The sequence below is a fragment of the Bacillus sp. BML-BC051 genome (genome assembly GCF_019656175.1).
In the GTDB taxonomy this organism is placed as follows: domain Bacteria; phylum Bacillota; class Bacilli; order Bacillales; family Bacillaceae_G; genus Bacillus_A; species Bacillus_A mobilis.
The window spans coordinates 95,326-120,612 of sequence record NZ_BPLI01000002.1 but is presented as its reverse complement, the minus strand read 5'-3'; the positions used below and the strand labels follow the sequence as shown (position 1 = coordinate 120,612).

General features: G+C 35.1%; 27 protein-coding genes and 1 pseudogene. 25 read left to right on the top strand and 3 right to left on the bottom strand.

Annotated features, from left to right (window positions below; genetic code table 11):
• Positions 1–12: 12 nt before the first annotated feature.
• Complete coding sequence (locus K5S59_RS00815; protein WP_000400772.1) at positions 13–615, bottom strand: HD domain-containing protein; 603 nt, start codon at positions 613–615, stop codon at positions 13–15.
• Positions 616–787: 172 nt separating this feature from the next.
• Between K5S59_RS00815 and K5S59_RS00810 the strand changes: the two genes are divergently transcribed.
• The 7 genes from K5S59_RS00810 (at position 788) to K5S59_RS00780 (ending at position 8,937) form a co-directional block, all read left to right on the top strand.
• Positions 788–1,621, top strand: a complete 834-nt coding sequence (locus K5S59_RS00810) for a flagellar motor protein MotP (protein ID WP_097843325.1) — start codon at positions 788–790, stop codon at positions 1,619–1,621.
• Positions 1,622–1,643: 22 nt separating this feature from the next.
• Positions 1,644–2,321 carry an OmpA family protein gene (locus K5S59_RS00805; RefSeq protein WP_000977946.1) on the top strand — a complete coding sequence of 226 codons (678 nt, stop codon included), beginning with the start codon at positions 1,644–1,646 and terminating at the stop codon, positions 2,319–2,321.
• 150 nt (positions 2,322–2,471) lie between these two features.
• Positions 2,472–2,840, top strand: coding sequence for a response regulator (locus K5S59_RS00800; protein WP_000940577.1), 369 nt, complete (start codon positions 2,472–2,474; stop codon positions 2,838–2,840).
• 129 nt (positions 2,841–2,969) lie between these two features.
• A complete protein-coding gene (locus tag K5S59_RS00795) occupies positions 2,970–4,982 on the top strand; it encodes a chemotaxis protein CheA (protein WP_001192570.1) in 2,013 nt (670 codons plus the stop codon).
• A gap of 188 nt (positions 4,983–5,170) precedes the next feature.
• Positions 5,171–6,817, top strand: a complete 1,647-nt coding sequence (locus tag K5S59_RS00790) for a flagellar motor switch protein (protein WP_001114990.1) — start codon at positions 5,171–5,173, stop codon at positions 6,815–6,817.
• Between the two features lie 29 nt (positions 6,818–6,846).
• On the top strand, positions 6,847–8,193 hold the full coding sequence (locus K5S59_RS00785) for a transglycosylase (RefSeq protein WP_098259027.1): 1,347 nt from the start codon (positions 6,847–6,849) through the stop codon (positions 8,191–8,193).
• A 27-nt stretch (positions 8,194–8,220) separates the two neighbouring features.
• On the top strand, positions 8,221–8,937 hold the full coding sequence (locus K5S59_RS00780; protein WP_120449779.1) for a hypothetical protein: 717 nt from the start codon (positions 8,221–8,223) through the stop codon (positions 8,935–8,937).
• Positions 8,938–8,970: 33 nt separating this feature from the next.
• Here K5S59_RS00780 and cheR read toward each other — a convergent pair whose 3' ends face one another.
• Positions 8,971–9,753: a protein-glutamate O-methyltransferase CheR gene (gene cheR / locus K5S59_RS00775; protein ID WP_120449781.1), complete on the bottom strand. Its 783-nt coding sequence runs from the start codon at positions 9,751–9,753 to the stop codon at positions 8,971–8,973.
• A gap of 39 nt (positions 9,754–9,792) precedes the next feature.
• Positions 9,793–10,290, bottom strand: coding sequence for a flagellar motor switch protein FliG (locus K5S59_RS00770; protein ID WP_073517844.1), 498 nt, complete (start codon positions 10,288–10,290; stop codon positions 9,793–9,795).
• A 143-nt stretch (positions 10,291–10,433) separates the two neighbouring features.
• Here K5S59_RS00770 and K5S59_RS00765 point away from each other — a divergent pair, with 143 nt between their 5' ends.
• From K5S59_RS00765 to flgE, 18 genes and pseudogenes are all read left to right on the top strand, one after another.
• The gene (locus tag K5S59_RS00765) at positions 10,434–10,898 is read left to right on the top strand and encodes a YaaR family protein (protein ID WP_073517845.1); all 465 of its coding nucleotides are present in this window, start codon (positions 10,434–10,436) and stop codon (positions 10,896–10,898) included.
• Positions 10,899–10,914: 16 nt separating this feature from the next.
• Positions 10,915–11,367 carry a flagellar export chaperone FlgN gene (flgN, locus tag K5S59_RS00760; RefSeq protein WP_098872750.1) on the top strand — a complete coding sequence of 151 codons (453 nt, stop codon included), beginning with the start codon at positions 10,915–10,917 and terminating at the stop codon, positions 11,365–11,367.
• 17 nt (positions 11,368–11,384) lie between these two features.
• Positions 11,385–12,683, top strand: coding sequence for a flagellar hook-associated protein FlgK (gene flgK / locus K5S59_RS00755; protein ID WP_120449783.1), 1,299 nt, complete (start codon positions 11,385–11,387; stop codon positions 12,681–12,683).
• Positions 12,684–12,724: 41 nt separating this feature from the next.
• Positions 12,725–13,588, top strand: a complete 864-nt coding sequence (locus K5S59_RS00750; RefSeq protein ID WP_001266399.1) for a flagellar hook-associated protein 3 — start codon at positions 12,725–12,727, stop codon at positions 13,586–13,588.
• A 20-nt stretch (positions 13,589–13,608) separates the two neighbouring features.
• Positions 13,609–15,003 (top strand): flagellar hook-associated protein 2, encoded by a 1,395-nt coding sequence (locus K5S59_RS00745; protein WP_000929241.1) that lies wholly within the window; start codon positions 13,609–13,611, stop codon positions 15,001–15,003.
• 22 nt (positions 15,004–15,025) lie between these two features.
• Positions 15,026–15,394 (top strand): flagellar export chaperone FliS, encoded by a 369-nt coding sequence (locus K5S59_RS00740; protein WP_001149521.1) that lies wholly within the window; start codon positions 15,026–15,028, stop codon positions 15,392–15,394.
• Entirely contained in the window at positions 15,384–15,656 is a 273-nt protein-coding gene (locus tag K5S59_RS00735; RefSeq protein WP_001058069.1) for a hypothetical protein, read from the top strand. The genes K5S59_RS00740 and K5S59_RS00735 overlap by 11 nt, the downstream gene beginning before the upstream one ends.
• Before the next feature lie 314 nt (positions 15,657–15,970).
• Positions 15,971–16,442: pseudogene (gene flgB / locus K5S59_RS00730) on the top strand (flagellar basal body rod protein FlgB).
• Positions 16,443–16,462: 20 nt separating this feature from the next.
• Positions 16,463–16,876, top strand: coding sequence for a flagellar basal body rod protein FlgC (gene flgC, locus K5S59_RS00725; protein ID WP_000484669.1), 414 nt, complete (start codon positions 16,463–16,465; stop codon positions 16,874–16,876).
• 17 nt (positions 16,877–16,893) lie between these two features.
• Positions 16,894–17,193, top strand: a complete 300-nt coding sequence (gene fliE / locus K5S59_RS00720) for a flagellar hook-basal body complex protein FliE (protein ID WP_097889711.1) — start codon at positions 16,894–16,896, stop codon at positions 17,191–17,193.
• A gap of 22 nt (positions 17,194–17,215) precedes the next feature.
• The gene (locus tag K5S59_RS00715; protein WP_098237479.1) at positions 17,216–18,790 is read left to right on the top strand and encodes a flagellar M-ring protein FliF C-terminal domain-containing protein; all 1,575 of its coding nucleotides are present in this window, start codon (positions 17,216–17,218) and stop codon (positions 18,788–18,790) included.
• A gap of 13 nt (positions 18,791–18,803) precedes the next feature.
• Entirely contained in the window at positions 18,804–19,808 is a 1,005-nt protein-coding gene (gene fliG / locus K5S59_RS00710) for a flagellar motor switch protein FliG (RefSeq protein ID WP_000883369.1), read from the top strand.
• The gene (locus tag K5S59_RS00705; RefSeq protein ID WP_212981916.1) at positions 19,795–20,460 is read left to right on the top strand and encodes a FliH/SctL family protein; all 666 of its coding nucleotides are present in this window, start codon (positions 19,795–19,797) and stop codon (positions 20,458–20,460) included. The genes fliG and K5S59_RS00705 overlap by 14 nt, the downstream gene beginning before the upstream one ends.
• A 17-nt stretch (positions 20,461–20,477) precedes the next feature.
• Positions 20,478–21,782, top strand: a complete 1,305-nt coding sequence (locus tag K5S59_RS00700) for a flagellar protein export ATPase FliI (RefSeq protein WP_001080962.1) — start codon at positions 20,478–20,480, stop codon at positions 21,780–21,782.
• A gap of 116 nt (positions 21,783–21,898) precedes the next feature.
• The gene (locus tag K5S59_RS00695; RefSeq protein ID WP_000360875.1) at positions 21,899–22,309 is read left to right on the top strand and encodes a hypothetical protein; all 411 of its coding nucleotides are present in this window, start codon (positions 21,899–21,901) and stop codon (positions 22,307–22,309) included.
• Positions 22,310–22,319: 10 nt separating this feature from the next.
• On the top strand, positions 22,320–23,426 hold the full coding sequence (fliK, locus tag K5S59_RS00690) for a flagellar hook-length control protein FliK (protein WP_120451085.1): 1,107 nt from the start codon (positions 22,320–22,322) through the stop codon (positions 23,424–23,426).
• A gap of 3 nt (positions 23,427–23,429) precedes the next feature.
• Entirely contained in the window at positions 23,430–24,008 is a 579-nt protein-coding gene (locus tag K5S59_RS00685; RefSeq protein ID WP_098259021.1) for a flagellar hook assembly protein FlgD, read from the top strand.
• A gap of 16 nt (positions 24,009–24,024) precedes the next feature.
• On the top strand, positions 24,025–25,254 hold the full coding sequence (flgE, locus tag K5S59_RS00680) for a flagellar hook protein FlgE (RefSeq protein ID WP_000588329.1): 1,230 nt from the start codon (positions 24,025–24,027) through the stop codon (positions 25,252–25,254).
• Positions 25,255–25,287 lie beyond the last annotated feature (33 nt).

The following is a 25,287-nucleotide window of genomic DNA, read 5'->3' as shown; positions in this document are numbered from 1 at the left end:
TGTCTTATTTCATTATCGTTTACAAGCTTCCACGTCAATGCCGGCAGCGAGTAATTTTTTTTCTCCATCTTGTTCAATCATTTTTTGTAATTTAGATAGGAAAGAATCAAAGTTTGTATGCTTTGCTACTTGGAATGTCATTTTATGCTCAATTGGTAGCCACGTATCAATATCAGCTTCGTTATGCTGAATTTTCACCTCAAGCTTATCAAGTGCATTAGCTACTTTTGCTTCGTACGTTTCTTTGGCTTCAAACTCCATCCATAAATCATATAATTCCTCACCGAGAGAACCTTTTAATGTTCGTTTAATATTTAAAATTGCTGCTTGCTCATTTTTTTGTTTTTGTAATTGTAATTCATGACTATTCATTGTATCAAAAGCAGGAATATCACCAGCTTCAGCTTCGACTAGGTCGTGAATAATAACCATTTTAAGTAATTTTTCAATGTTTACTTTTTGATCTAAATAAGGCTCAACTAAAATGGCCATTAGAGACATGCGCCATGTATGTTCAGCAACACTTTCTTGACGTCCGTTAGAAAGCCAGCTATGTCGCATTTCATATTTTAGTTTTTCTGCTAGTGCAATGACTTGTAAAATGTTGTGTTCCATCGTGATCCTCCTCATATTTCCATACTATAATTCTAATATGGAAATGAAATGTGTCAATTTTATGAGTATATTGCGATAAATAGATGATGAGCGTATAATAAACATTATATGTGAAAACGCATTATTAAAATAAAAAAATGTTTTATAAAAATGAAAAGGAAAGGGCAGGAATATGGGAGACGAAAATCAAGGATTTGCTAGACCACAAAGAAGAAAAAGGAAGTTTGACATTTCTAGCCCAGTTGGCATTATAGTAGGTTTTGCCATAGTGATAGCGGCAATTATGATTGGCGGCGGCGGAATAAAAGCTTTTAAAAACTTTTTAGATGTTTCATCTATTTTAATTGTCATAGGGGGAACTACAGCGACAATTGTTGTGGCGTATCGATTTGGAGAAATAAAAAAATATACGAAAAGTATTTTTACTGTTTTACATAGAAGAGAAGAAGATTTAGAACAGTTAACGGATTTGTTTGTTGATTTTTCGAAAAAGTCTAAAAAACACGGGTTGCTTTCTTTGGAAGTTGATGGAGAGCAAGTAGACAATCCTTTTATTCAAAAAGGAATTCAACTTATGTTAAGTGGTTATGATGAAGAGGAATTAAAAGAAGTATTAATGAAAGATGTTGAAACGGAAGTGTATGAGTTAAGAAAGGGAGCGACATTATTAGATAAAATTGGTGATTTCGCTCCAGCTTGGGGTATGATAGGGACTTTAATCGGTCTTATTATTATGCTTCAAAACTTGCAAGACACATCGCAAATTGGTACAGGGATGGCAGTTGCGATGTTAACGACATTGTATGGATCAGTACTTGCAAATATGATTGCAATCCCTCTTGCTGAAAAAGTGTATCGTGGTATTGAAGATTTATATACAGAGAAGAAGTTTGTTATTGAAGCAATTTCAGAATTGTATCGTGGACAAATTCCTTCTAAATTAAAGTTGAAACTAGATACATATGTATATGAAACAAAGATGAAAAAAGTAAAACGAGCAGCCTAATATTGCAAGGAGTGTTATGGTTATGATGAAACGACCGCAAAAGGGATCGCCTCGTTGGATGACGACTTTTACAGATTTAACGATGTTATTATTAACTTTCTTTGTATTACTAGTTGCTACATCAAAGCAAGATACAGTAAAATTATCAAAGATGCTTGAAAAGTTTAGTGACGTGGAGCAAGTTGATGCAAAAGTAATGGAAAATACAATACCAGATATTTCACATGAAAAAAATGATGAAAAAATGATCTCAAAAAAGCGAATGGATGACTTGTACAAAAAGTTAAAAGCATATGTAGATAGTAACGGTATTAGTCAAGTAAATGTATACCGAGAGGATACGGGAGTGAGCGTCGTTATAGTAGATAATTTAATATTTGATACGGGTGATGCGAACGTTAAACCTGAAGCAAAAGAGATCATTAGTCAATTAGTCGGATTTTTTCAATCTGTACCAAACCCGATTGTTGTGGAAGGGCATACAGATAGTAGACCGATTCATAACGAGAAGTTTCCTTCTAATTGGGAATTATCTTCAGCGAGGGCGGCTAATATGATCCACCATTTAATTGAAGTGTATAATGTGGAGGATAAAAGGTTAGCTGCGGTAGGATATGCAGATACAAAACCAGTCGTACCAAATGATTCACCGCAAAATTGGGAGAAAAACCGTCGCGTTGTCATTTATATTAAAGAATAGTATATTTTTATTTTAGTAATAAAATAATAAAAATACAGAAATTCTTTTAAAAAAATATTAAATTTTATCGTTTTATTTTGTATAATGAGTGAGAATGATAAGGTGAAATATTAAGATATATTTATACATAGAAGGAGAGAACCAAATAGAATGGCACATAAAATTTTAGTTGTAGACGATGCAATGTTTATGCGAACGATGATTAAAAACCTATTAAAAAGTAATTCTGAATTTGAGGTTATCGGAGAAGCAGAGAATGGGGTAGAAGCGATTCAAAAATATAAAGAACTTCAACCTGATATTGTAACATTAGATATTACTATGCCGGAAATGGACGGACTTGAAGCATTAAAAGAAATTATGAAAATTGATTCAAGTGCAAAGGTTGTTATTTGTTCAGCAATGGGACAACAAGGTATGGTTTTAGATGCAATTAAGGGTGGAGCAAAAGACTTTATTGTAAAGCCATTCCAAGCAGATCGTGTAATCGAAGCTTTAACAAAAGTAGCAAACAGCTAATATAAAAGGGGCGCCACAAGGAATCAAAACAGTGATAACGGAAAGAGGTGTGGCCCCCTTTTTTCTCGTTTTAAAACACTAAATTGTTATACATAAATGAAATGTTTGTTAGACAGGTAGGGGATGAAAATGCAAACAGATCTGCTAAATATATTTTTTGAGGAATCGGAAGAACATTTGCAGTCGCTAAATGAAAATGTGCTAATTTTAGAACAGAATCCTGCTGATATGGGTGTAGTAGGAGAGATATTCCGCTCAGCCCATACATTCAAAGGTATGTCTGCGAGTATGGAATTTACGGAAATGGCGGATTTAACGCATAAAATGGAAAACGTTTTAGATGAAATTCGTCATGGGAATATAGTTGTACATGCAAATATTATTGATGTGATTTTTGAGTGCATTGATAATTTAGAGAAAATGGTTGCAGATGTGCAACAAGGCGGAATGGGTAATATTGATGTAGTCTCAACGAAAAATAAATTAGAAGGTTTATTGAACGGAAATGTAGAAACTATTGCGGAACATGTAGAGCAAGAGTCTATAAGCATAGATGATGTAGTTTCTCATGAAGTACATATAACTGTTGAACAGCAAGCTATTTTAAAAGCAGTACGTGCCATTATGTGTATTGAAGCGCTGCAAAATATAGGTGATATACAAAAAACGGTTCCTAGTATTGAAGAAATCGAAGCGGATGCTTTCGGATTTGAGTTCACAGTATTTATGAATACGGATCGTAGTGTAGAAGAATTAAAACAGGTAGTGCTTCACGTTTCTGAAATTGAGAAAGTAGTAGTGAAACAAGGAGAATCTTTACAGGAAATAGATTCGAAGTTTGCTACAGAAGAAGTTGTGCAAGTAGAAGAAATGATCCAACCGGATGTAGTTACGCAGGTCGAAGCCCCTATTGAGGCAGCGAAGCAACCAGCAAGTGCTACGACAACGAAAAGCGCTGCAAAAACGAAAAATGCTAAAGGTGAGAATCGTTCCATTCGTGTTCAATTAGAAAAAATTGAACGATTAATGAATATGTTTGAAGAAAGTGTAATTGAACGTGGGCGTATTGATGAATTGGCACAAACGATTCAAAACAAGGAGTTAATTGAGCATTTAAATCGATTAGGTGATATTTCAAAAGATATTCAAAATGTACTATTAAATATGCGTATGGTACCGATAGAAACTGTTTTCAATCGTTTCCCTCGTATGGTACGTATGTTAGCGAAAGATTTAGGGAAAAAAATCGATTTACAAATTACAGGTGAAGACACTGAAGTAGATAAAATTGTTATTGATGAAATCGGTGATCCACTCGTTCATTTAATTCGTAATGCGATTGATCATGGGGTTGAAACTATTGAACAACGTCGTGATGCAGGAAAAAATGAGACAGGTACGATTAAATTAGAAGCGTTTCATAGTGGAAATCATGTCGTTATTCAAATTACGGATGACGGAAATGGTATTCATAAAGGAAAAGTATTAGAAAAAGCGATTAAAAATGGTGTTGTAACAGAATCTGAGGCAAATAAATTAACAGATCGTGAAGTGTATGATCTCATTTTCCAACCGGGATTTAGTACAGCTGAAGTAGTATCGGATCTTTCAGGACGTGGCGTTGGATTAGATGTTGTAAAACATACAATTCATAGTCTAGGTGGGCATCTAATTATTGATTCAGAGGAAGGAAAAGGAAGTACATTTAGAATTGAGCTTCCGTTAACATTATCTATTATTCAATCGATGCTTGTTCAAACAAATGACACGCGCTATGCTCTACCTCTTGGTAACATTGTCGAAGCGATTCGAATTAAGAGAGAAGACATCCAATCCGTACAAGGAAAAGACGTGTTAAACTATCGTGATCAAATTATTGAAGTGAAGCATTTAAGTACTGTATTTGGTGAAAAAACAGTAGATGAGGCGTTTGGGTCATATGATAGTCAAATGGTTCCTGTGTTAATTGTTCGTAATACACATCGTAGTTATGGACTTATTGTAAACACAATTATCGGTCAAAGAGAAATAGTCTTAAAGTCATTAGGCGACTTCTTTGCAGATAGTTCGAACTATTTCTCTGGCGCGACGATTCTCGGCGATGGACGAGTGGTCCTCATTTTAAACCCAGAAGGTTTATAATAGGAATGAAGGAAAGCTCCCCACTTGTATGCAATTGGGGAGCTTTTTGTTAACTATGCAAATATAAGGAAATTAATATATAAATGGAAATAAATACATATTCACGATTAGTGTAGGAAGTTTGTTAAAATAGAATGAGTTAAAGTGTATTCATTTGATAGAAAAACAAAAATGAGGAGGCAGGGAAAATGCCTGAGCAACACACAAAAGGGGATACGAGCACAATTGTGCTAGATAAAGAAAAGGAGCTTTTAACGCCTCAAGAATGTGATATTCTTGGCGAAATCGCAAATATATCATTTGGCTCAGCTTCGACAGTATTATCAACAATTTTAAATAGGCAAGTAAGTATAACTGCTCCTCATGTAGAGTTAGTGGACTTATATGATACAAGTGATGTTGAGGTTCCTCATGTTGTATTAAACATTCATTTTACAAAAGGGTTAGATATGGAGAATTTACTTGTCCTTCAGCAAGATGTTGCTTTATCGATTGCTGATTTAATGATGATGGGGACAGGTGAAGTGGAAGAAGGGAAAGAGCTTGGCGAATTAGAGCTAAGTGCTGTACAAGAAGCGATGAACCAAATGATGGGATTCGCAGCGACGTCTATGTCGGAATTCTTCCAAGATACAGTAGACATGTCTCCGCCGACAATTAAAGTTGTAAAGCTATCAGAAGAGATGGAGAAAATCTCTGGAATAACTGGAAATAATACGATTGTTAAAGTGTCATTTGACCTTAAAATAGATAATCTTGTAAACTCTAAACTTGTACAAATTGTTTCAGTTGAACATACGAAACAGATGATAAATAAATTACTACAATTGTCTGGTGAAGCGGAAGAGCAAGAGCAAGACGAGCCGGCAGAAGTAGTGGAAGCTGAGATTGTAGAAGAACATGTTGAAAAAGAGCAGTTAACGCAAGAAGAGAAAGATGTGCTTGGGGAAATTGCGAACATTTCTATCGGTTCAGCCTCAACTGTATTATCAACGCTATTAAATCAACCGGTTACGATTAGTACACCAAATGTAGAAGCGATTAATGTTCGTCATTATGACGGAGTACCAGTTCCTTTTGTTATTTTAAATGTCGATTTTGTTGAAGGGCTAAAAAATGAGAACGTATTCGTATTTACAAAAGATGTTGCTTTGACAATGGTAGATTTAATGATGATGGGAACAGGGGAGATTGACCCAGAGAAAGAGCTTAGTGAATTAGAACTGAGCGGTATTAAAGAAATCATGAACCAAATGATGGGGCATGCTGCAACAGCGATGTCAGAAATGTTTAAAGAGAAAATGGACATGACACCGCCAGACGTGAAATTTGTTACATTAAAAGAAGAGATGGAATATTTGGGAGAAGCAATGGAAGTGGATGAGCTTGTCCAAATTACGTTCAATCTTGAAATCGGCGACCTGCTTCAATCAAAAATGTATCAAATTTTACCGATTTCAGAAGCGAAAGAAATGGTAAGACGACTGCTATATCCAATGGTGGAAGCAGAAGAAGAGATTGCTGAGGAAGAAATAGAAGAAGAGGTTGTAGAACCTGTTGTACAACCGATTGAATTTAAAGAAGTGAAACAAATTGAGCCAGTGTATATGGATACATCCATTCTACAAAATGTAGAAATGAACGTGAAATTTGTATTTGGAAGTACAGTGAAAACAATTCAAGATATATTAAGTTTACAAGAAAATGAAGCCGTTGTTTTAGATGAAGATATTGATGAACCAATTCGAATTTATGTAAATGATGTATTGGTGGCATATGGTGAACTTGTAAATGTAGATGGATTTTTCGGAGTGAAAGTGACGAAATCACTATAAGGCGTTGAAATAGGAGTTTGAACAGGCGGATGAAAAACGTAAAGTTTTTTCTAATATGCTGGCTATGCATACATGTGTGTTTGCTCTTCCCGCTGCAAAGTCAGGCAGAAGAGCAAAATGTGCCAGAGCAAAGTATAAATGAAGTGAATGTGCAAGAAGAAAACAAGGAAGTTCAAGAACAGCCAGAACAAGTGGAAATGAAGCAAGGTAAAGAGGAACAACAAGAAGAAAAAAATGAACAAGAAACCGAAAAAAAGATAGAGACAGATCAAGGAGTTATTACAGTAAATAAGCAAGAATTACAGGTTGGCGAAGAAGTGCGGATTGTTGTAGAGCCAAAAGAGAAAAATATTCAAAGTATAAAAGGTATGTTGCAGTTGCCAAAAAACAGCAATCCGTATGAGCAAGAAAGAATGATATCTTTTAACTATGAAGAAGAAACGAAGCGATGGATTGCTAACTATAAGGTCGGGATTTTTGATTTGCAAGGTGATTGGAACCTGCAGCTCGTTCAAAGTTATAAAGAAAATGAGAAAGAAGAGCTTTTAGAAAATGAAGTGAAAGTTCCTCTTATTCGTATAAATAATGAAACACCAACAATAGATAAAGAGTTACCAAAGTTGCATAAAGTTACTGTTGACGAGGCGAAGGATAACGTAATTGAACGAAAACAAGGCGATTCTATACATGTACGAGTGAAGGCGGCAGACGCAGAATCGGTTGTGAAAGAAGTTCGAGTTACGTTAAAAGGGAAAGACAATAAAGAGATTACAATTTTATTAGATTACAATAAGCGCGATATGGAATGGCAAAAGGTATTTGAAATAACGGATGCGTTGCCAATCGGCACATACGAACTACTTGTAGAGGGAGTGGATGCGGCCGGCAATAAACGGATTGAGGCAAGTGAGTATATCGTTTCTGTTTTGGAGCAAAAAACAGAAGAAGATAAAAAGGTAGAAGAACGAGAGAATGAAGATAAATTAGAAGATGAGAAAGAACCTGAGAAGCAGGAAGACTCGAAAGAAGAGGTACCGCTACAGGAAGAAAAACCGTCAGTTGTTCAAATACCGAAGCAAGACGAGAAAATAAACGATTTTATAAAAGAGCCGCTGAAAGAGCACGAAGATATTACTTACTTTATAAAAGAGCCATTGAAGGATCATAAGGAAGTAAGTGATGGAAAGGCTCAAAAAGAGAAAAAAAGTAGAAATGACAATGGAGTTGTTTCGAAAAAGAAAGAACAAATAGAAGAACCACAAAAGAAAAAGGAAGACAATAGCGAACAAGGAGTGCAAGCTTCTAATGTGTTTGCGATTATGTCAGGGTTATTCGTACTGTTTTTAGTTTTAAAGAGTAATAAAGAATGGGGCTAATTATTTCACCGTAGTGGAGGCGCTTAAATGGAAATTAAACGTACGACAATTGAAAATAAGACGCTACAACCATTAAAACAGCCTGCAGCTATTTCAGAACATGAGATTCAGAAAGAACGAAAACGTAGTAACCTAGTGTTTACTGGGCATTCCAAAATCATTATGAAAAATAATGAAATCGGAATTTTACTTGCTAGCTTAGGTGACGGAAAGATTGTGAAAGAAATGCTTTCTAAAGAGATGGATACAGTGTTACAACTTTTTAAAAAGTTACACGTGTTATCTGGAGAAGGAAAGCAAACCGAAAAAGTATATGAACAAATAATGAGAAGCTTGCAAGGGCTTGTGAAACAGGCACATATAAAAGAACTGCCTTTGTTAGATGGAACGTATGATTTCGCAGAAGTACAACTATCATTTGGTAGAAAGGTACATATTCCGTTATTAGATGTAAGTGCACTCCTTTCTAGAGTGGAAAGTGATTCTTCAGAAGGAAGTATAAATTTAATGGTAACGGTTATTACTGCTTACATAACGAAATTGTCTAACGAAACTATTTTAATTAACGTTACAGATCGCACTGCTAAAGAGCGGGATGTAAGTGTATGGAGAGCGCTCGCAGAAATGAATATGACACAATTATCACAGGCCCTGAAACAAACGATGCAAGAACATAAATGGTCTATGACATTTCTTTTTCTCTTTGTATGGATTGTTGCTATTATTTTAATTCGAGTTATATAAAAAGGTCGTCACTTTACATTGTGACGACCTCTTTTATATTTTTTCGTAGAAGAATGTATCAAATCTCTGAAGATTATAACGTTCAGGTGTTAAAATTTGTTCGGTACTACCAACAAATAGTACGCCGCCTTTTCGTAAAGAACGACTAAACTTTTCATAAAGTTTTACCCTTGCTTCTTCAGTAAAGTATATCATTACGTTGCGACAAATGATTAAATCGTAATTTGTATCGAACGACTGCATTAACAGGTCGTGTTGTTTGAACGTGACGTTTTGCTTCATGTTTTGATGCAATGAGTATATATCATCCTCTTTTGTGAAATGACGCTCTTTCAAATCGCTAGGTAATTCTTTTAAAGAACGTTCCGTATATTGAGCGCGTTTTGCAGTCTCTAAAATATGAAAATCAAGATCCGTTGCTAGTATTTCATAGCGAAATGGAGATAGATGTTTCGATAAAATTAAAGAGAGTGTATATGGCTCTTCACCGGCAGCGCAAGCGGCACTCCATACTTTCAATTTTCCGTTATTTTGTTCGAGTAATTTTGGTAGTGCTTTCGTTTCTAACGTTTGCCAACGTTCTTTATTTCTAAAAAACTCTGAAACGTTTATTGTAATATAGTCAATAAAACTTAAAAATAAGCTTTGATCGACACGTAAAGTACTTAAAAAAGTAGTGTAGTTTTCAAAGCCTTTTCTTGAAATAAAAGCATCGATTCTACGGCGCATTCTATCTTGTTTATACGAAGCGATATCCATATTGAATTGTTGTTTGAAACTAGCGATAAAATGATCATAATCTTGTTCAATTATCATATTTACACTGGGCACAATAAGGATATTGTGCCGCCCCCTTTACATCATACGAATTTTTTGTTCAAAGCTTTTTTTCATTTGCTTTTCATGTAAACCTGGTAAATCATAAATGACAGCATCAATCCCGGCATCTTTTGCAATATCAACGGGAATGACAGATGTATGTTTGTCTCCGTTATAAAAACAGAGAACTAAATCGGTATCTTCAATAATTTGTTTCACAAAAAACATATAATCTGATCGGTAAATAGAGTCGGAAGGATGATCAAAAGCAACATACTCGGCTCCGTGTTTTTTTAAATAATCAACGATTTCTTGAAATTCATCTGTTACTGCTTGTAACGGTTGTAGCGTGTAAAGGCATAAATTTTGGGCGAGTCTTTCGTTTTCGACGAAAAAACGAAGTACCTCATTTTCAATAGATTTATAACATAATATGTAAATTTTATGTTTGTGAGCATAGTCAGTTAAAAATTTTTTAATTTCTTCTTGATCTAATGCTGTTAATTGATTTGAACCACAAAGAAAAATATTCATAGAATTGTGCCACCTCATGCTAAATTGTAACATATCTTCTATAAAAAATAACTGCAAAATATTAGTGTTCAGAGTATAATTATAAATAACTAGATTTTACGATTAACTTTAGGAAGAAATAAAAAAATAAATAGGTGATATATATGCTGCGTTCTATCTCGCATAATCCAATTTTATCGCATATACCGCCTGCTACTCAAATGCCGAAAGAAGCAAATGTCAGGACAGGACTTGCATTTTCGGATAATTTGCATGCAGATCCGAAAAAAGATAAATTGTTAGAACAAATGGAAGCGTTCGTTGATAATATTGGAGAAATTAAAGAGAAAATTGAAATGGAATTAACACTTGATAACGTAATGGAATACAAAAATACAGTAAAATCATTTTTGAATTTTTACGTTGATAATGTATTGCAATATAAAGATGTCATGTCTCGTCATCCACGTTATGGATATTCCCAAAAAATGACGATTGTAAAGCAGGCAGAAGTGGGATTGAATGAGTTAGAAGATGTTATGAATTTAATTAATACAAAAACGGGACATTTAGAAATGTTAAATCAAATTGGAGAAATCCACGGTTTAATTGTAAATTTAGTCTTGTAAAAGGGAAGGAAGCTATATGTATATACAATTATATGAAAAGCTCGTTATTATTCAAAAAGCATATGAAAACATTCAAACGCTTGGAGAACAAATATATGAGCATTTAAAACATAAAAATGTAAATGCGGTTCAAAAACTGCAAGTAGAGCAATTGCAGTATATTGATGGTTTAAAAAAGTTATCAAATTCATTTGAAGAAATGGTTGTTCAGTTTTGTAAAGAACAAGGAGTGGAATCATTTCGCGTAAGTGCGTTATTTTCGTATTTTTCTCATGAAGAAATTGAAAAAATAGAAAAATTACAAAAAAACTTAACTGAATTAGAAGAGAATGTAAAAATGATTCTTTTAAAAAATCAATATTACTTAAACGTACTATTAAAAACTACAGAAAGTATTGTGGATTCTGTTTCTGAATATAACTTAGAACGAAATAATAATTCGCAAATCTTTATGAACGAACTATTGTAAAGGGGAAGTGAAACATTATGAGATTATCTGATTATAATACCCCGTTATCGGGCATGCTAGCGGCACAAATGGGATTACAAACGACGAAACAAAACTTGTCTAACATTCATACACCGGGCTATGTACGTCAAGCGGTGAATTTCGGTTCTGTTGGAGCAAGTAATGGGCATACGCCGGAACAGAGAATTGGTTATGGTGTGCAAACGTTAGGTGTTGATCGTATTACAGATGAAGTTAAGACGAAACAGTTTAACGACCAATTATCTCAGCTCGCTTACTATAATTATAAGAATTCTGTTTTATCACGAGTAGAGTCTATGGTAGGAACGACAGGGGAAAATTCACTATCTAGTTTAATGGATGGATTCTTTAATGCTTTTCGAGAAGTTGCAAAAAATCCAGATCAATCAAACTATTACGATACGCTAATTTCTGAAACTGGGAAGTTTACAAGTCAGGTAAATAAACTTGCGAAAAACTTAGATTCAGTAGAAGCGCAGACGACAGAAGATATTGAAGCACATGTTAATGAATTTAATCGTCTTGCTGCTAGTTTAGCAGAAGCGAATAAAAAAATTGGGCAGGCTGGTACACAAGTACCGAATCAACTTTTAGACGAACGTGACCGCATCGTTACAGAAATGTCAAAGTACGCCAATATAGAAGTATCTTATGAATCTATGAATCCTAATATCGCAAGTGTTAGAATGAATGGTGTTTTAACAGTAAATGGACAAGATACATATCCGCTCCAATTAAATAAAACGAAAGAGCCAATGTCAGTTGAAATATATGGCTCGGAAATCCCTTTAACTAGTGGTGCAATAAAATCAGCGGTTGATACGAAAGGACAGATTGCTAGTTATAAGAAAAATCTTGAAGACTTAATGAGTTCAATGAAAAATGAAGTAAATACAGTGATGGGAAAAGATTTCTTCGTTGGAGATTATGCGAAAGAGTTGAAATTAAATCCGGAATTCGCGAATGATTTTTCGAAAATGAAAATATCTGCTGAAACTGCAAATAAACTGGCAGGAATTACAGATGACGATTATAAAGATGGTCTTTCATATAAAAAAGCATTAGACCAATTCATCGTTAAGGTAGCATCTGATAAAAGTGAAGTGAATGGTTATCAAAAAATTCATGGAGATTTATTAGAAGGTATTCAGCAAGAAAAGATGAGTGTCGAAGGCGTGAACATGGAAGAGGAAATGGTAAATTTAATGGCCTTCCAAAAATACTTCGTAGCAAACTCTAAAGCTATTTCTACGATGAATGAAGTGTTTGATAGTCTGTTTTCGATTATCCGATAGGGAATAGTAATTGATTCAAAATAAGTAAGGAGGAGATAGAAATGAGAGTATCTACATTTCAAAATGCAAACTGGGCAAAGAATCAGCTAATGGATTTAAATGTGCAGCAGCAATATCATCGAAATCAAGTAACTTCAGGCAAGAAAAATCTTCTTATGAGCGAAGATCCACTTGCAGCAAGCAAATCATTCGCGATTCAACATTCGTTGGCGAATATTGAACAAATGCAAAAAGATATAGCGGATTCTAAAAATGTACTAAGTCAGACAGAAACTACATTATCAGGTATTGTGAAATCTTTAACGAGAGCAGATCAATTAACAATACAAGCGTTAAATGGACCAAATGGTGAAAAAGAATTAAAGGCAATCGGTGCCGAAATCGATCAAATTTTAAAACAAGTTGTATATTTAGCGAATACGAAAGAGCAAGGTCGCTATCTGTTTGGTGGAGATAGTGCAGAGAAACCTCCATTTGCAGATGATGGAACATACCAGGGCGGCGAAAAAGATGTAATGTGGAAGCTGAATGATGGTTATGAAATTAAAGCGTTTCGTAATGGCGAGAACTTACTAACCCCTGTTATTCAAACGTTAGTAAAGATGAAAGACGCGATGCAAAGTGGTGATCAAAAGGCGTTACAGCCGTTTTTAGCGGAAAATAAGAAAAACTTGGATGGTGTTATTAATCGTACAACAGAAGTAGGAGCAACGATGAACACTGTAGATACGTTTAAGACAATTTTAAGCGAGCAAAATCTAGCGCTTCAAGAAAATCGTAAAGAAATTGAAGATGTTGATTTAGCTGTAGCAATTTCTGATTTGGCGTATATTAATGCGACGTATGAAGCGACGCTTAAAGCGGTTAGCACGATGAGCAAAACGAGTATTTTAGACTACATGTAAAAAAATAAGGAGTGAGAAATATGGCAGGAACGTTAACAGGTATTGGCGGTAGACAACAGATTTGGAACCTCGGAAATAACATGATTGATACTTCTAATTTCGTTGAATTAGAAATGAATGCGCTAGATATGAGGAAAACGCCGTATACAAATGAAAAGAATAGCCTTTCACAAGATAAACTTTTATATACAAGTTTAAAATCGGAATTTAGTTCTTTCACGCAAACATTTAAAAATTTAGCAGCCTTTAAAGGAAATGAAAAAAAGGTAACAACATCACAAGACGGTTATATTAATGTAAAAGCTGATGGCGGTGCGATTGCTGGAACATTTAATATGACAATTACACAGCTTGCGCAGCGTCATCAAATAGCTTCTAAAGAAATTGATGTAGATGCAAAGCTTAATAGAGATGAAACATTAAAACTAGGTGGTAAAGAACTAAAAGTAACATCTGATATGACATACAAAGATTTAATTAATAAAATTAATGATGGAGATTACGGCGTATCAGCATATACACTTGGAAATAAAATTTTTATGTCCTCGAAAAAAGAAGGAAAAGATGGAGAAATTAATTTTAAGGACAACACATCAACACTGTTTCAAGATATGGGGTTAGCTAATGCGGATGGCGTAGCGATTAATGTAATTAATGAAGCGCAAAATGCTGAATATACGATTAATGGTATTAAAGGTGATAGCTCTACCAATACAGTTGAAGCCCTTCCTGGTGTGAAAGTTGAATTGTTAAAAGTAACTGAGCAAAAAGTAGAAGAAAAACCAGATGGTGAAAAGACAGAGGTTGATCCGAAGACAACAGAGGCGAAAGCAAAAGGGATAGAACTGAAGTTTACAGTAAGTGACTCAAACGTAACAGATGCATCAAATATTATTAAAAAGATGGTAGCGGATTATAATAAAGCTGTTTCTACAATAGATATCTTTGCTGGAAAAGGCGGAGCTTTCCAAGGGCAAACTATTATGCAAAGTGTACGCCAAGCGATGAATAACGTCGTAACATTTTCTCAAGATGGTAATTATTTATTCTCATTTGGTATTCAATTAAAACAAGATGGAACGATGGAAGTTAATGATGAAGCATTAACGAAAGCGTTAAAAGAGAAGCCAGATGCAGCGAAGCAATTTTTCTTTAGTTCTAACGGTTTAGGAAAAATGATGGAAGAACCACTTGAGAAATTATTCGGTGATAAAGGTATAGTTGGAGAACGTGTGAAAAACATTGATTCACGTGTAAGTGATTTAGATAAGAAGATAAAAGACATCGAGTCACAAAATTTACAAAAGCAAGATGAAATCGTGAAAAAGTATCAAAAGCTAGAAAGTACATTAGCGGCGCTAGATAGCCAATTAAAAACAATTAAAGCAATGACAAAACAAAAAAGTGATGATTAATGAAAGTTGAGGAAGTGATCGTATGCAAGCATGGCAACGTTATATGCAAAATGATATTATGACGAGTAATCCGATTAAAAATACAATTTTTATTTATGAAAGATGTATTGTAGAGTTTCGTAATTTAGAAGAACTTTTACATACTTTTAAACTACAAGAAGGGGATGCACTTCTTGAAAAGTTGGAACGTATTTTTGAAGAATTAAAGCTGCAATTAAATCCTGAGATTACGAAAGATTTATATGATAGTCTTTATGGTTTATATGACTGGATTAGCGTTCAAATTCAAATGATGAAAGTAACACGTGAAGCGAAAGATATGGATGCGATTGTAAAAGTATTGCAAGATTTAATAGACGGTTACCGCGGAGCGCTTGAAAATGAACAATGATATTTATCGAGCATTTGTCGGCTGTTTTAATGAAATCGGTGAATTGCAAGTGTCAGATGGAGAGTTTGCTGAGAAGAGTGCGATGTTAAATCGCTGGATGATGACATTGGATGAAGGAACGCGCGAGAGAGTTGCGGCAGAAGTAAGCCCATTCATCATTAAGGCAGCACAGCATATTCGTGATAAGCAAAAGATTTTGGAAGAAATGATTATGACAAATGATGGGCGAATGAAAGCAAATTCATTTTACGGTAAATATTAATAATAATGTGCGGGAACGGATCCCCCTTTTTAAAAGGGGATCCATTCCTTCGTGTAAATAAATAGTTCCGCTGGTTGAGGTTTCATTTTATGACTGTAAAAAATAAAAGTAATCTAAATAATATAAAAATAAGATTCGGCTCGTCGTAAATATATTGAAATGTTATATAGATTACTATGCGTATACAGTTTTTTTATATTCTTTTTATATTTTTGTATTTTTCTAAAGACAACAATGTAAAAATGGAATAAAATATGTAAGGGTACATAATAGTTAATATTTTAATAAATACATATAGGAAATTAAATAATGAAGTGAAACTTCCATCAGTGGGTCATTATGTTCAAAATGATAAGTTAAAAAGGAAGGGTGTGGAGTATGCCAGATTTAGTGAGTGATGTAAGCCATTATATGAATTATTTAGTGACGAAACGAAATACTGTTTCTAGTAATATTGCAAATGCGAATACACCTGGCTATAAAGCACAAGACGTTACATTTGCTGAGCAAATGAATAAAAGTAGTGTGTTATATAAGAGCAATGCTGCGGATTTAAACAGCAATCCAGATTTATATCAAACGAATGAAATGCACTTACCGACAGTAAATACGAAAAATACTTATGCAAAGATTCAAACGAAATCAATGCAAACGAATAAAGATGGAAATAGTGTGGATGTAACGACGGAAATGCTAGATTTAATGAAAGCAAACCAATTATATGGTGTTTCAATTAACGCGATTAATACACAATACGCAATTAACCAAGCAGCGCGTGGACGTTAATAGTAGAAGGAGAGACAACGATGTTTCAGGCAATTAATGCAAGTGGCTCAGGGCTGACAACAGCGAGAAAATGGATGGAAGTTACTTCAAATAATATTGTAAATGCAAATACAACGGCAGCTCCGGGGGCAGATTTGTATGAGCGCCGTAGTGTAGTACTTGAATCAAATAATAGCTTTGCAAATATGTTAGACGCTGCACCTACTAACGGAGTGAAAATAAAAAGTATTGAAGCGGACAAAACTGAAAACTTAGTGTATGATCCGACGCATCCGCATGCAAATGAAGAAGGATATGTACGTTATCCGAATGTAGATGTGACTGCTGAAATGACGAATGTAATGGTTGCTCAAAAAATGTACGAAGCAAATACAAGTGTATTAAATGCGAATAAAAAAATGCTTGATAAAGATTTAGAAATCGGCCGAGGATAGAGGGGGAATAGGGGAAGATGAAAATCCAACCAATGTTAAATACACAGCCATTTGGCGCGATTCAGTCAATTGGTGCACCGAAAACTTCAGAAACATCTGTAGTCGAAGGGAAGAAGTTTATCGATTTATTGGAAGATATGAATCAAACACAAAACAATGCGCAAACAGCGGTTTATGATTTACTAACAAAAGGGGTAGGAGAAACACATGACGTTTTAATTCAGCAAAAGAAAGCTGAGTCTCAAATGAAAACGGCTGCTCTTGTACGTGATAATCTTATTGAAAATTATAAGTCACTAATTAATATGCAAATTTAGGAAAATGGACGGGTGTGTTTAAATGGAAAAGTTAAAAAATGTTTTCCAATCGTTAAAAACGTGGCATAAGTTAGTCATTGGTGCTGCGCTTTTAGCAATTGTAACAGGAGCACTTTTATACTTCACCTTGCCAGATAAATATGTTGTTGTATATCAAAATTTAAATGATGCAGACAAGCAAGAGATTACAGCAGAATTATCGAAGCTAGGTGTCGATTACCAATTAGCAGCCGATGGTTCGATTCGTGTGCAAAAGAATGATGCTCCGTGGGTTCGAAAAGAAATGAATGGAATGGGCTTACCGTTTAATTCAAAAAGTGGTGAGGAAATTTTATTAGAAAGCTCGCTCGGTTCAAGTGAGCAAGATAAAAAAATGAAGCAAATTGTCGGTACGAAAAAGCAATTGGAGCAAGATATTGTAAGAAACTTTGCGGCGATAGAAACAGCAAATGTTCAAATTACATTACCTGAAAAAGAGACAATTTTTGATGAAGAAAAAGCAAAGGGGACAGCGGCGATTACAGTTGGTGTGAAACGTGGTCAACTATTAACGGCTGATCAAGTTGCGGGTGTACAGCAAATGATTAGTGCGGCAGTTCCTGGTGTAAAAGCCGAAGAAGTGAGTGTTATCGATAGCAAAAAAGGTGTTATCTCAAAAGGAGCAGATGAAGCACATTCTAGTAGTTCCTCTTCTTATGAGAAAGAAGTAGAGATGCAACACCAAATTGAAGGTAAATTAAAGCAAGATATCGATGCAACATTAATGACGATGTTTAAGCCGAATGAATATAAAGTGAATACGAAAGTATCTGTGAACTACGACGAAGTCACACGTCAGTCAGAAAAGTATGGTGATAAAGGTGTACTTCGTAGTAAACAAGAGCAAGAAGAAAGCTCTACTGCGCAAGAAGGAGCAGATACGAAGCAAGGTGCTGGTATTACAGCAAACGGCGAAGTGCCAAACTACGGTACGAACAATAATCAAAATGGTAAAATCGTCTACGATAATAAAAATGGTAACAAAATTGAAAACTATGAAATAGATAAAACAGTTGAAACGATTAAGAAACATCCAGAATTAACGAAAACAAATGTTGTTGTATGGGTAGATAATGATACGTTAGTAAAACGAAGAATTGATATGACAACTTTCAAAGAAGCAATTGGTACAGCGGCTGGACTTCAAGCTGATCCAAATGGCAACTTTACAAATGGTCAAGTTAATGTTGTAACTGTTCAGTTTGATCAACCGAAAGAAGAGAAGAAGAAAGAGCCGGAAGCAAGTGGTATGAATTGGTGGTTAATCGGTGGAATTACAGGAGGCTTATTAGCGCTCGTTGGTTTCATATGGTTCTTCTTAGCAAGACGTAAGAGAAAGAAAGAAGAAGAGGAATATGAAGAATACTTAGCAGAAGAGGAAGTTGCTGCAAGTAGTGAAAGTATTATGGAAATTCCTGAAGAGAAAATAGTACCAGAGCCAAAACCTGAACCAGAAGAACCGAAAGAACCGACGTTAGATGAACAAGTACAGGATGCTACGAAGGAACATGTAGAAGGTACTGCAAAAGTAATTAAAAAATGGTTAAACGGACAGTAAGGGAGGAACAACGATGTTAGATGAAATCTCCTCCAAAGAAAAAGCTGCCATCCTCATTCGTACATTAAATGAAGAGGTGGCAGCGAAAGTCATTGAATATATGACGGCTGAGGAAAAAGAAGTGTTACTTCGTGAAATCGCGAAGTTTCGTGTATATAAACCGGAAACGTTAGAGAATGTATTAGGGGAATTCTTATATGAACTTAATGTAAAAGAATTGAACTTAGTCACTCCAGATAAAGAGTACATTCGTCGCATATTTAAAAATATGCCAGAAGATGAGCTTGAAAAATTATTGGAAGACCTTTGGTATAACAAAGATAATCCATTTGAATTCTTAAATTCACTTACAGATTTAGAGCCACTTCTTACAGTGCTGAATGATGAATCACCACAAACAATTGCAATTATTGCTTCTTACATTAAACCGCAGCTTGCTTCGCAGTTAATTGAGAGATTGCCAGATCATAAGCGAGTAGAAACGGTAATGGGTATTGCGAAACTAGAACAAGTTGACGGTGAACTCATTAATCAAATTGGTGAGTTATTAAAAGCAAAATTAAATAATATGGCATTTAGTGCAATTAATAAAACAGATGGCTTAAAAACAATCGTGAACATTTTAAATAACGTTTCACGAGGCGTTGAAAAAACAGTCTTTCAAAAGCTGGATGAAGTTGATTATGCGTTATCTGAAAAAATTAAAGAAAATATGTTTGTCTTTGAAGACTTACTTGGTCTTGAAGATCTTGCACTTCGCCGTGTATTAGAGGAAATTACAGATAACGGTGTCATTGCGAAAGCACTTAAAATTGCAAAAGAAGAAATTAAAGAGAAACTATTTACATGTATGTCTTCAAACCGTAAAGAGATGATTCTAGAAGAATTAGATGGCTTAGGACCGCTTAAGATGACGGATGCTGAGAAAGCGCAGCAAACAATTACAGGTACGGTGAAAAAGCTAGAGAAAGAAGGAAGAATTATCGTTCAAAGAGGTGAAGATGATGTCCTTATTTAAAAACAGAATTCCGAAGAATTCTGTTTCTTTTTCTGAAGAAACGTATGAATTACAATTTCCAAAACCAATAGTAGCTCACGTAGAAGAAGAAATCCAAGTAGATCATGAAGAACTTCTTGCGCAGCAACAATCGTTACATATGGAAATGACTCAGCTAAGGAAAGAACAACAAATGTTAGAACAAGAGCGTCAGCAGTTATTACATGATCAAGAGCAATTTCAAATGCATGTTCAGCAGCAGATGAAAGAGATAGAATCAGCACATACGCAGTTTCAACAAGAGCAACAAGAAACAGCATACGAATGGACGGAATTGTTATGGGATCAATCTTTTCAACTAGCAGAAAAAATTGTGAATCAAGCAGTAGATGCTAGATTACTTGATGTGTTACCTATATTAACGGGCATCGTTCAAACATTGCCTACTTCGTTTGAAAAACTAGTTATTACCGTACATCCAGAAACTTTTGAACGTATTCAAGAAGAGAAGGAAAATACGAAAGAGTATTGGTTACTACAATTAGTAGAATGGAAATACGATTTCTCCTTACAGTTCGGTGAATTTGTTCTAGAAGAAGAGAAAGAGTTCTTTGAATTTAAATTTGCACCTATATTTGCGAAGCTTCGCCAGAAATGGGAAGAAGAGAAGTAGTTTGAGGAGCAAAATGTATGAATCGATTGTTAATGAATGAAAACCAAAAATGGAATACATTTATTGAAACGCCGTTTTATACGAAAGTCGGTAAAGTTCATAGTGTACAAGAGCAGTTTTTCGTAGCAAAAGGGCCAAAGGCGAAAATCGGAGATGTTTGTCTCGTTGGAGAACATAGCGTCTTATGTGAAGTAATTGCGATTGAAAAAGAAAACAACATGTTACTCCCATTTGAACAGACAGAAAAGGTATGTTACGGAGATTCCGTTACATTAATTGATGAAGATGTTGTTATCCCTCGTGGAAATCATTTACTCGGAAAAGTGTTAAGTGCAAATGGCGAAGTGTTAAATGAGAACGTTGAAAATATTCCGTTGCAAAAAATAAAGTTAGATGCTCCGCCTATTCATGCATTTGAACGGGAAGAAATTACCGATGTATTTGAAACCGGAATTAAATCTATCGATTCTATGCTAACAATTGGCATCGGTCAAAAGATTGGTATTTTCGCTGGATCAGGTGTTGGTAAATCTACTTTACTCGGGATGATTGCCAAAAATGCAAAAGCTGATATAAACGTTATTAGTTTAGTAGGAGAGCGTGGCCGAGAAGTAAAAGACTTTATTCGAAAAGAATTAGGCGAGGAAGGCATGAAGAAAAGCATCGTTGTCGTAGCGACGTCAGATGAAAGTCACCTTATGCAACTTCGCGCAGCTAAGCTTGCAACATCTATCGCTGAATACTTCCGAGACCAAGGCAATAACGTATTACTTATGATGGACTCTGTTACTCGTTTTGCTGATGCGCGTAGAAGTGTTGATATTGCCGTTAAAGAGTTACCGATTGGTGGTAAAACACTCTTAATGGAAAGTTATATGAAAAAGCTGTTAGAGCGATCCGGAAAAACGCAAAAGGGGTCTATAACAGGTATCTATACTGTACTCGTTGATGGAGACGATTTAAACGGTCCTGTACCAGATTTAGCACGTGGTATTTTAGATGGGCATATTGTGTTAAAACGTGAGCTTGCAACGCTCAGTCATTATCCTGCTATTTCAGTGCTAGATTCAGTAAGTAGGATTATGGAAGAAATCGTGTCGCCAACCCATTGGCAACTGGCAAATGAAATGAGAAAAATTTTATCTATTTATAAAGAAAACGAATTATATTTCAAATTAGGAACGATTCAAGAAAATGAAGAAAATGCCTATGTTTTTGAATGTAAAAATAAAGTAGAAGGTATAAATTCATTTTTAAAACAAGGTCGATCAGATCGTTTCCAATTTGATGATATCGTTCAAGCAGTGCACCATATAGTATAAGACCTCGCACCTGCAGGTCTTATTTTTTTGTTTTTTAATATTTCACAGATTTTTTTGTAAAAAAACTATATAATAGAAAAAGAGAGCGTTATAATAGGAAGGGGCTATGAAAACAGGTGGATAAGCAGCAGTACGACACGATAAAATTGCAAATAAATCAAGAAAAAGAACAGATTTTGAAAGAAGTGTATGAATTAACAGCTGAAAAAAGAAAAATAGAACAAAAAAAAGAATATGATTTATATGTTGTGAAATCGCGTAGTAAAGTCGTACAAACTGGGCAACGTATTATGGCTGGTATGCTTTCCTCACATACGTTTTCACCTGAAAGAATAGAAGAATGGAATCGGAAAATTAAAAAAACAGAAGATTTTATTCGAAAAAATGAAAGCCTTTTAGAGCAAGTAAAAGAAAAAGAACGTGTCATTGATGAGATGTATCAAGAAGATTGTAGAAAGCTTGCAAAAGTACGAGAAAAGCAAGAAGAAAAAATGCTTCTTGATTTGAAAATGTGTATGAATGGATGAGGTGAATGTAGTGATACAGTCTGTATTACCGGTGCAACAAAGTTTACCTCCGCAAAAAGACAAAGGGCTAGAAGTACAATCCAAAAGTGAAGATTCTTCATTCGATCGTGCGATGAGGATGGAAAATAAACAGCAGCCGAAAACGGAGAAAACAAAGCGAGAAGATGCACCAGAAGATAGAAAAGAAAACATTCTTTCTAAAAAAACGGCAACGAAAGAAGAGCCTAATGTAAAGAAAGAAGAAAAAAAAGAGACAGAACAGTTATTATTAGCTGTATCTGAGCAAATGGTTGCAATTGAGCAATTACGTGTGCAGCCAGAATTGTTATATCAATACATACAAAAAATACAAGAGCTATATAAAGAATATGGAAATATAAAACTTAACGAATTACCCGCAGGTGAATTACAACAATTACAAGAACTCCTTTCCAATATGAATATCAAAAATGCTATATGTTTAGAAGATACAATGCAAATGATATTAGATAAAGTGAAGATGCCAGAGCAAACGATGCAAGTATTGAAAGTCGTAGAAACAGAGACTTGTAATATTGCAAAGAAACAAGAAGATTCTAAAGATGTAGATCTTCCGACAGCTGAGAGCGATGATGTAAAGATAGAGTTGCCAGAAGGTGATGTATTCAACGATTCAAATTCTGCGGGTGCGGAGTTATTAAATAAAGCGGCGAGTACTGATCCTATAGGGAAATCAAATAGTGGCGCTGAGAAAGTTTCATTGCCTGACTTAGGAAAGAAAATGGAAGCACAAGTAGAGGCGCTGCAAAAGTTTGTAGTGAAACAAGAACGTGTTTTATTTCAGTTAAATCCAGAAAAACTTGGTACTTTAACAGTGTTTATGAAAAAACATGGAGATCAAATTGATGTTCACATAGAAATGGAAAAACACGATGCGAAAAAACGTGTGGAAATCATTTTTGATGAATTGAGACTGAAGTTAAAAGAAAAAGAAATTAATATTCAAATTAGCTATTCAGATAAAGATGAAAATCGTAAAGAACAGCGAGAACAAGAACAAAGGCAAAAACAGCAATTAGCAAGTACGAAACATGAGAAACAAGAATCAAAAGAATTTGCGGGATTATTGGAGGAATAAAGCGTGCCAACAGTTGGATTAAATACAACGAGTACAAATCATATTCCGTTGCAAGCAGGAGCGCAGAATAGGAACACATCTGTTAACGGTGCACAACCGGCAGTAGGGCAAGCAAATGGAGTATCAGCAGGAGAACAAAAGACTCCTGGTGTAATGGGGAAAGATGATTTTCTAAAATTATTTTTAGCGAGTTTTCAACATCAAGATCCATTTAATGCGATGGACATGAATCAAATGATGAACCAAACAGCGCAATTATCTCTTATGGAACAAGTACAGAATATGACGAAAGCAGTAGACTCTTTAAAATCGACAATGTATTCAACAGCGCTTGATGGTGGAATGAAGTTTTTAGGGAAATACGTAAGAGGTGTTGACGGTGATGGCAAAAAAGTCACTGGCCAAGTAGAGACAGTTCGCCTCGCAGAAAATAATGAGGTACAGCTCGTTATTGATAATAAGGTTGTATCTCTTCGTTTCGTTGAGAGAGTGTCTGATAAACCAATTGGAGAAACGAATCCAGAAGATGCAAAGAAAGATGATCAAAAAGTAACTGAAGAAGAAAAAACTACAAATTTATAAGGAGTGTCCATGCGTTATGATTAAAGCGTTATATACAAGTATTACAGGAATGAATGCAACACAAAATGCATTAAGTGTAACTTCAAATAATATCGCCAATGCACAAACGGTTGGTTATAAAAAACAAAAAGCTATGTTTGATGATTTACTATATAACAATTCTATTGGTTCAAAAGGTGACAATAAATACGCTGGAACGAATCCGAAAAGTATCGGTAACGGTGTGAAAATGAGCGGAACGGTTACAGACTATAGCGACGGAACAATTACGTTAACTGGTGGTAAAACACAAGCGGCAATGGAAGGTAATGGTTTCTTCGTAGTAGGTGATTCAGCAGGCGGGAATATGGAATTTACTCGTAAAGGTACGTTTGGGATATCTTCAAATTACTATATTACGAACACAGAAGGTCAATACGTATTTGCATATCCTGCAAATGCAGCAACAGGTGAAGTTGATTTATCTGGTATTCCAGGACCGTTACAAATACCGATGGGAACTGCAATTGGTGGTATTCAAACAACGAAGGGTACAATTAAAGGGAATATCCCGGTGAATGAAAGTAAAATTACGCAAGATTTACCGTTTTATGATGATGCTGGTAATACATGGACGATGCGTGTAGAATTTACGAAAACGAATGACCACGAGTATACGTATAAAGTGCAAAGACGTAATGACTCGGCAAAAGATCCAAAGTTTGAAGAGGTTACAGGGGCAGGTTCAACAGGTACTTTGAAATTTGATAAAGTTGGAAACCCAGACCCGGTACAACAAGGAGCAGCTATCCCGTTTAACGGCGGAACGATAAATTTAGATTTTAGTCAATTAACAAACCATCCGACAGATAAAACATTATCAGTAACAGATGTAGACGGTAGAGCAGCAGCAACTGTTAAAGATTGCTTTATTGCTGACGGTGGATACGTAATGGTAAAATACTCTGATGGAAGTATGAAGTCAGCTGGTCAATTAGCTGTTGCGATGTTCCCGAACGAAGGCGGACTAATGAAAACAGGTAATGGTAACTATACAGCGACGAATACAACTGGTATTTTAGCACTTGGCGCATCTGGTCAAAACGGCGCAGGTAAAGTACGTGGTGGTGCACAAGAAGGTGCAAACGTAGATTTATCTGTAGAATTCGTTGACTTAATGTTATACCAGCGCGGATTCCAAGGAAATGCGAAAGTAATTAAAGTATCAGATGAAGTATTAAATGAAGTTGTAAACTTAATTCGATAATATATAATAAAGAAAAATCGTAGAGTAGTAGAA